Raw genomic sequence first — 6,263 nt, 5'->3', positions numbered from 1 at the left:
GGGCCTGCTGGGTGACCTGCGACTGGCCGAGACCGAGCTGGCCATGATCCTCTCCGAGGAGGACGTGCTCGACCTCGCGGTGACCATCGAGCCCGGGCACTCGGGGGCCCTGCTGGTCTGGGAGAACCTGTGGGCCGCCCCCTTCGGCGCCGCCGTGCGTCACGTCGGCGGCGAGCTGGTCGCCTCCGGCCGGATCCCCGTGCAAGCGATGTTGGCCGCACTGGAGGCCGACGCCGAGGAAGGAGACTGACATGCCGATGGCAGCCCGACGACGCAGACGGAGGACGGCGGCAGTGGTGGGCGGGGCCGTCGTGGTCGCCCACGGCCACAACCGCCGAGCGGACCGACGTGAGGACCGCCGCGACGACCGCGGCGACCGCCGTGAGGACAGGCGCGACCGGCGCGACTGACTGACCCCCCACAGCTGAGACCTCCGCCCCGAGCCCCCATTCGCGGCGGGGGTCTCGTCACGCCCGGTCGGTCGGGGCGATCTCGGCGAGCGCGGCCTCGATCGAGGGGTAGAAGTGGTCCTGGTCCACGGTGTCGAGCAGGCCGTAGCGCAGCACGAGGTCCTGGAGCCGGCTGCGCAGCTCGACGAAGGCGAGGTGGACCCCCTGCTCGTTGAGCTGCCGGTCGGTCTGCTCGAGCATCTCCGCCGCGGTGACGTCGATGTCGGTCACCGCCTCGCACTGCAGCACGACCCAGCCTGCCTGCTTCGAGCCGGCGAGCGACCTCAGCTGCTGGCGGAACATCCCCGAGTTGGCGAAGAACAGCGGCGCCTCCCAGCGGTAGACGAGGACACCGGGGATCTCCACCGCGTCGTCGCGGTGCTTCACCCCGTGCCAGGTGCCGTCGGGGGCGCGGCCGAGCACCTCGCCGTGCGGCCACCAGCTGCGACGGAAGAAGAGCAGGATCGACAGGACGATCGCGATCAGGATCCCCTCCAGGACTCCGAAGAAGACCACGCCCAGGGTCGCGACGAGCGACAGCATCCAGGCGCTGCGGCGGACCTTCCAGTAGCGCCGCAGGATGGTGAGGTCCATCAGCGAGAGTGCCGCCGTGATGACCACGGCGGCGAGCGCCGTCTGCGGGAGGTCGGCCAGCAGGCCGTTGAGGAAGAGCAGCAGCACCGCGACGATGCCGGCCCCCACGAGCCCCGTCACCTGGCTCTTCGCGCCCGACTGCTCGGCCACCGCGGTGCGCGAGCCGCTCGTCGAGATGGCGAAGCCCTGGAACAGGCCGGCGGCCAGGTTGGCCGTGCCCAGGCCGATCATCTCCTGGTCGGGACGGACCTCGTCGCCGCGACGGGCCGCGAAGCTCGTCGACGTCGCGATGGTGTCGGTGAGGGAGACGAGGGTGATCCCCAGCGCCGCGATGAGCAGCGGGCCGACGTCGCCCCACCCGATCCGGGGAAGGCCAGGCGACGGCAGTCCCTGCGGGAGCGCACCCACGGTCGCCACCCCCTCGCTCGTCAGGTCCAGGACCGCGCTCAGGACGGTGGCGGCCACGATCGCGATGAGGATCGCCGGCAGCTTCTTGGTCACCCGCGGGAGCAGGAGCAGGACGGCCAGCGTCCCGAGGCCGACCGCGAGGGTCGCCGCGTGGGTCTGGTCCAGGTCGGTGAAGAACGCGCGGACGTCGTCGACGAAGCCGTCCGCGTCCGTCGAGAACCCGCACAGCTTGGGCAGCTGGCTGACGATGATGGTGATGCCCAGGCCGTTCATGTAGCCGACCTGCACCTCCTTGGAGAGCAGGTCGGCGACGAAGCCGAGCTTGGCCACGCCCAGGCCGATCTCGATGAGACCCACGAAGAGGGCGATCATCCCCGCGAGCGCGATCGCCCGCGCCGGGTCCGTGGACGCGCCGAGCGGGATGATCGCGGCAAGGATGAGGGGCGAGACCGACGAGTCGGGCCCCAGCACCAGGATCCGGGACGGACCCATCAGCGCGTACCCGACCAGGCAGGCGATGGTGGTGTACAGCCCGGTGACGGGCGGCAGGCCCGCCAGCTCGGCGTACGCCATGCCCTGGGGCACGAGGATGGCGGCGAGGACGACCCCGGCGACCAGGTCGGGCCTGACCCAGGCCCGCTGGTAGCGACGCAGCAGCCCCACACCCGGCACGTGGCGCGACCACGTCCCCGGCGCGGTCTCCGTGGGAGCGCTCACGTGGTACTCCCAACGCCGTGTCGCGCCACGGTGACGCAGGTCCTCATCGTGCTCCGACGCGTCCGCGGGCGGCCCCACCCCCGCGGCGACCTCACCCGGGTGAACGTCGCTCCGGGGGAGGTCGCCTCCCGGGGGGCCCTCCTACGGTCGGGGAGCGGGGGGGGTCCTCGATGCACGAGGCCGTCGGAGCGGGAGGAGGGCGCGGTGACCCAGGTCCTCGACGCACCCTCCTCCCGGCGGAGGTGGGCGGCGATCGCCTCCCTGGCGACCACCGCGGTCCTGGTGGGTGCCGTGGTCCTGATGCTGCTGCGTCATCCCGGGCTCCTGGTGGGCGGTCTGGTCGGTCTCGCGCTGGCGGTCGCCGGTGGGTGGTGGGCCCTCACCGAGCGCATGCCCCGTCGAGCCGTCGGGCTGGGCGGGACGGTCCTGGGTGGTGTGGTCCTCGCGGTCGCGGTGGTGCGGTCCGTGTCGCAGGCCGAGGACGCCGTGCTCAAGCTGCTGCTCCTGGCGGCCCTCGTCGCGATCGCCGCGGCCACGGCGCGGCTGGCGATGCTGCGCGACCCGCTCGGGCCGGGTGCGCGTCCGGCCGAGGTCACCACCCGACCGCGCAAGCCCGTGCTGCTGTGCAACCCCTGGTCCGGCGGGGGGAAGGTGGAGCGGTTCGGCCTCGCCCAGCTCGCTGCGGACCTGGGCGTCGAGACGGTGTTCCTGGACCACGGGGTCGACCTCGCCCAGCTGGCGCTGGATGCGATCGCCGGCGGCGCGGACTGCCTCGGCATGGCCGGCGGGGACGGATCCCAGGCCCTCGTCGCCTCCATCGCGATCGAGCACGACCTTCCGTTCGTGTGCATCTCCGCAGGGACGCGCAACCACTTCGCGCTCGACCTGGGGCTGGACCGGGAGGACCCGCGGACCGGGATGGTGGCCTTCCTCGACGGCGTCGAGCGGCGGGTCGACTACGCCACGGTCGGCGACCGGCTGTTCGTGAACAACGTGTCCCTCGGCGTCTACGCCACCATCGTGCAGGAGGAGGGGTACCGCGACGCCAAGACGCAGACCTCGCGCCAGCTGCTGCCCGAGCTCCTCGGCCGTGAGGCCGAGCCCTTCGACCTCCAGTTCACCCGGCCCGACGGCGTGGAGGTCGACGGCGCCTTCCTCGTCCTGGTCTCCAACAACCCGTACGTGCTCGGGCCCGCCCTGGACATCTCGCAGCGGCGCAGCATGGAGACCGGCGTCCTCGGCGTGGTCGCGGTGACGGCGAGGACCGGTCGTGAGGCGGCCGCGATGGTGGCCCGCTCGACCGCGGGCCTCGGTGGCCGGGACCCCCACATCCACCAGTTCACGGCGACCTCCTTCGAGATCCGCTCCCACAGCGGCAAGGTCTTCGCCGGCGTCGACGGGGAGTCGCTCGAGCTCGCCAGCCCGTTGACGTTCGCCATCCATCCACGTGGACTGAGGCTGCGCGTGCCGGTGGCCAGTCTCGAGGTGGCCGCACGCCGGGACGCCCACGGCTTCGACCTCGGCGACCTCGTCGACGTCGCCCGTGGTCGTCCACCGTCGCACCACCACGGAATCGAGGGAACGACATGATCGAGGTGCCCGACAGCACACCGGTGTCCGCGTGGGTACGGGCAGCCCTCGCGGAGATGTCGCTGGTCGACCGGGCCCTCTACGCCGCCGTCGCCGAGTCGGACACCCCCACCCTGGACGTCGCCCTGCGCCGCCTGAGCCTCGCGGCTGACAAGTCGAAGCTGTGGTTCGGCGTGGCCACCGCGCTGGCGCTCTTCGGCGGGCCCGCCGGACGCCGGGCAGCGGTCAGCGGGGTGGCCTCGATCGGCGTCGCGTCCGGGTCCGTCAACCTCCTCTTCAAGCCCTTGGCCCGGCGCGGCCGGCCGGGTCGCGACGACGACCCCCTGCACGCCAGGCACGTGCCGATGCCCTCGTCGACGTCGTTCCCGTCCGGGCACTCCGCGTCGGCCTTCGCCTTCGCCGAGGGTGTCACCGCGACCGGCCCGTGGCCGGGCATCCTGCTGAGGCTCGCCGCCACCGCGGTCGCGGAGTCGCGCGTGCACTGCGGTGTGCACTATCCCGGCGACGTGGTGGCGGGATCACTCATCGGGATCACCTCGGGCAAGCTGGCGGCCACCCTCGTCGAGCGGCGCTGGCCCCGCTGACCACGCCAGCAGCTCGTCCATCGATGAGGAGATGCCGTCGGCGAGCAGCTGCAGGTCCGGGGTCGTGTCGTAGTCGCCCGTGAGGCCGACGGTGAGCGTGTCCCGGTAGGAGAACATCGCGACTCCGATGCGGACGCGGTCGGCGATCGGGACGTACGGCAGCATCTCGGTGACCTCCCGTCCCAGGGCATAGAGCGTCGTCCGGGGACCGGGCACGTTGGTGGTGACGGTCGAGACCTGCCGCTGGGGCAGCCGCAGCCCGAGCCGGATCCCCCATGCCACCGGAAGGAAGGGCCCGTACGCCGCCGCGCTCGTCAGGCTCGCGCCGGCTTCCGGTTCGTGCTGCGCACGCAGCGACTGGATGCGCGCGCGCACCTCCAGGAGCCGTTCGTGCGGGTCGGCCACGTCCACGGGCAGGTGGGGCAGCATGAGTGAGACGCGGTTGTCCGGGATCGACTCGTCGCCCGGCTCACGGGTGGACACCGGGACCAGCGACCGCAGGGCGTGCGGGTCGGCCTCCTCCCCCCGCGCCATCAGCAGCCGCCGGAAGCCTCCGCTCACCGCGGCCAGGGCCACGTCGTTGACCGTCACGCCGTACCGCTGCCGCACGACACGCACGTCGCCCAGCGAGATGTCCGCCCACGTGTAGCGACGACTCCCGTCCAACGGCCCCGTCAACGAGGTGGACCGGACCGGGCGCAGGGCCGAGGTCATCGACAGCAGCCCCCGCGCGGTGCGGGCGGAGGCGCCGGCCAGTCGGCGGGGGCTGGAGATCGTCCCCACCACGGCACGTGCGACCGGCACCGGCGAGGTCACCAGCTCCCAGGCGGCCTGCACGGTCACCGAGAGCGACGAGGGCGGGGCCGCGGGGTGCCAGTCGTCCGGCACCGGTGGTCGCGTCGTGGGGCTGGGATCCAGCACGAGCCGGTAGAGGTCGGTGCCGGACACCCCGTCGACGAGGCTGTGGTGCAGCTTGGACAGCAGCGCCCACCGACCGTCCGCGAGGCCCTCGCAGAACCAGTACTCCCACAGCGGACGGTCGCGATCCATCCGGCGCGACATCACCCGACTCATCAGCCGCCCGATCTCCTCCCGGCCACCGGGGGCCGGGAGCGCCGTGTTGCGGATGTGCCAGCGGATGTCGAAGTCGGGGTCGTCCACCCACAGCGGCGCCGCCAGGTCGAAGGGGACGGTGCGCAGCCGCTGCCGGTAGCGCGGGATGAGCGGCAGCCGTCCGGCGATCAGCTCGACGAAGTCCTCGAAGGGCGGCGCGGGCCCCTCGAAGACGGCCAGCGACCCGATGGCGAGCGCCGCCCGCGGGTCCACGTCCTCGGCGTCGAGGAACGCCGTGGCCAACGGGGTCAGTCGCTCCATGGTGGTCTCCTCGCGAAACCTCGCAACACCCCGAGGACGGCCGGGGCTCAGGAGGCGCGGGAGGCGCCGCTCTCGACGGACTGGCGGGGGCGGACCACGGCGGGTCCGGCGGGGGTCGCGGCGGGGCGGGCGAGGGAGTTCAGGACCCGGGCGGCGTGCACGGCGGACCGGTAGCGCCACCGGTCGACGCGAGTGACGGACGGGGCGGCGTGACTGGTTTCCAACATCTGCTCCTCATGGGCCGTGGTGGCATCGGCGTGGTGGGTGCACCCTGATCGGCTGCGCTGACGAGGTTAGGTGTGCCCGAGACCGCGATGAAGGGCCGAAGGTCCCGAAGCCACACCCGGATCTCGGCGCAGCGTCATCCGGTCCGGTCCGCAGCGGGTCGGTCCCCACCGGTCCGATCGACACCGCCCTGGTGGACGTCCAGGCGCAGGAGCCGGCTGGTGAGGTCCACGGCGGGCCCGAGCAGCAGGATGACCGCGACCGTGCCGAGCCCGACCGTGGCGTCGAGGAGCCACCCGACCAGCGCTCCCCCGCCCTGGAC

6 protein-coding genes and 1 pseudogene are annotated in these 6,263 nt (G+C 73.0%); 3 read left to right on the top strand and 4 right to left on the bottom strand.

What is annotated here, in order from left to right; all coding sequences use genetic code 11:
* Positions 1–250: pseudogene (locus ACXJKL_RS11750) on the top strand (hypothetical protein); the annotation flags it as partial.
* 217 nt (positions 251–467) lie between these two features.
* On the opposite strand, the gene ACXJKL_RS11745 reads toward ACXJKL_RS11750, so the two are convergent.
* Positions 468–2,168: a SulP family inorganic anion transporter gene (locus ACXJKL_RS11745; protein ID WP_457207230.1), complete on the bottom strand. Its 1,701-nt coding sequence runs from the start codon at positions 2,166–2,168 to the stop codon at positions 468–470.
* A gap of 204 nt (positions 2,169–2,372) precedes the next feature.
* Here ACXJKL_RS11745 and ACXJKL_RS11740 point away from each other — a divergent pair, with 204 nt between their 5' ends.
* Together ACXJKL_RS11740 and ACXJKL_RS11735 are read left to right on the top strand one after the other, a co-directional pair.
* Positions 2,373–3,758 carry a diacylglycerol/lipid kinase family protein gene (locus ACXJKL_RS11740; RefSeq protein WP_457207229.1) on the top strand — a complete coding sequence of 462 codons (1,386 nt, stop codon included), beginning with the start codon at positions 2,373–2,375 and terminating at the stop codon, positions 3,756–3,758.
* Complete coding sequence (locus ACXJKL_RS11735; protein WP_457207228.1) at positions 3,755–4,342, top strand: phosphatase PAP2 family protein; 588 nt, start codon at positions 3,755–3,757, stop codon at positions 4,340–4,342. The genes ACXJKL_RS11740 and ACXJKL_RS11735 overlap by 4 nt, the downstream gene beginning before the upstream one ends.
* Here the strand turns inward: ACXJKL_RS11735 and ACXJKL_RS11730 are convergent.
* The 3 genes from ACXJKL_RS11730 to ACXJKL_RS11720 form a co-directional block, all read right to left on the bottom strand.
* Complete coding sequence (locus ACXJKL_RS11730; protein ID WP_457207227.1) at positions 4,277–5,716, bottom strand: WS/DGAT/MGAT family O-acyltransferase; 1,440 nt, start codon at positions 5,714–5,716, stop codon at positions 4,277–4,279. The two genes, ACXJKL_RS11735 and ACXJKL_RS11730, sit on opposite strands and share 66 nt — an antisense overlap.
* A gap of 47 nt (positions 5,717–5,763) precedes the next feature.
* On the bottom strand, positions 5,764–5,943 hold the full coding sequence (locus ACXJKL_RS11725; protein ID WP_457207226.1) for a hypothetical protein: 180 nt from the start codon (positions 5,941–5,943) through the stop codon (positions 5,764–5,766).
* Between the two features lie 134 nt (positions 5,944–6,077).
* A partial coding sequence (locus ACXJKL_RS11720) for a hypothetical protein (protein WP_457207225.1) occupies positions 6,078–6,263 on the bottom strand: 186 nt, incomplete at its 5' end.

The sequence above is a fragment of the Nocardioides sp. P5_C9_2 genome (assembly GCF_054049555.1).
Note: the sequence above shows the minus strand (reverse complement) of the source record. Positions and strands in the feature narration are given on the sequence as shown.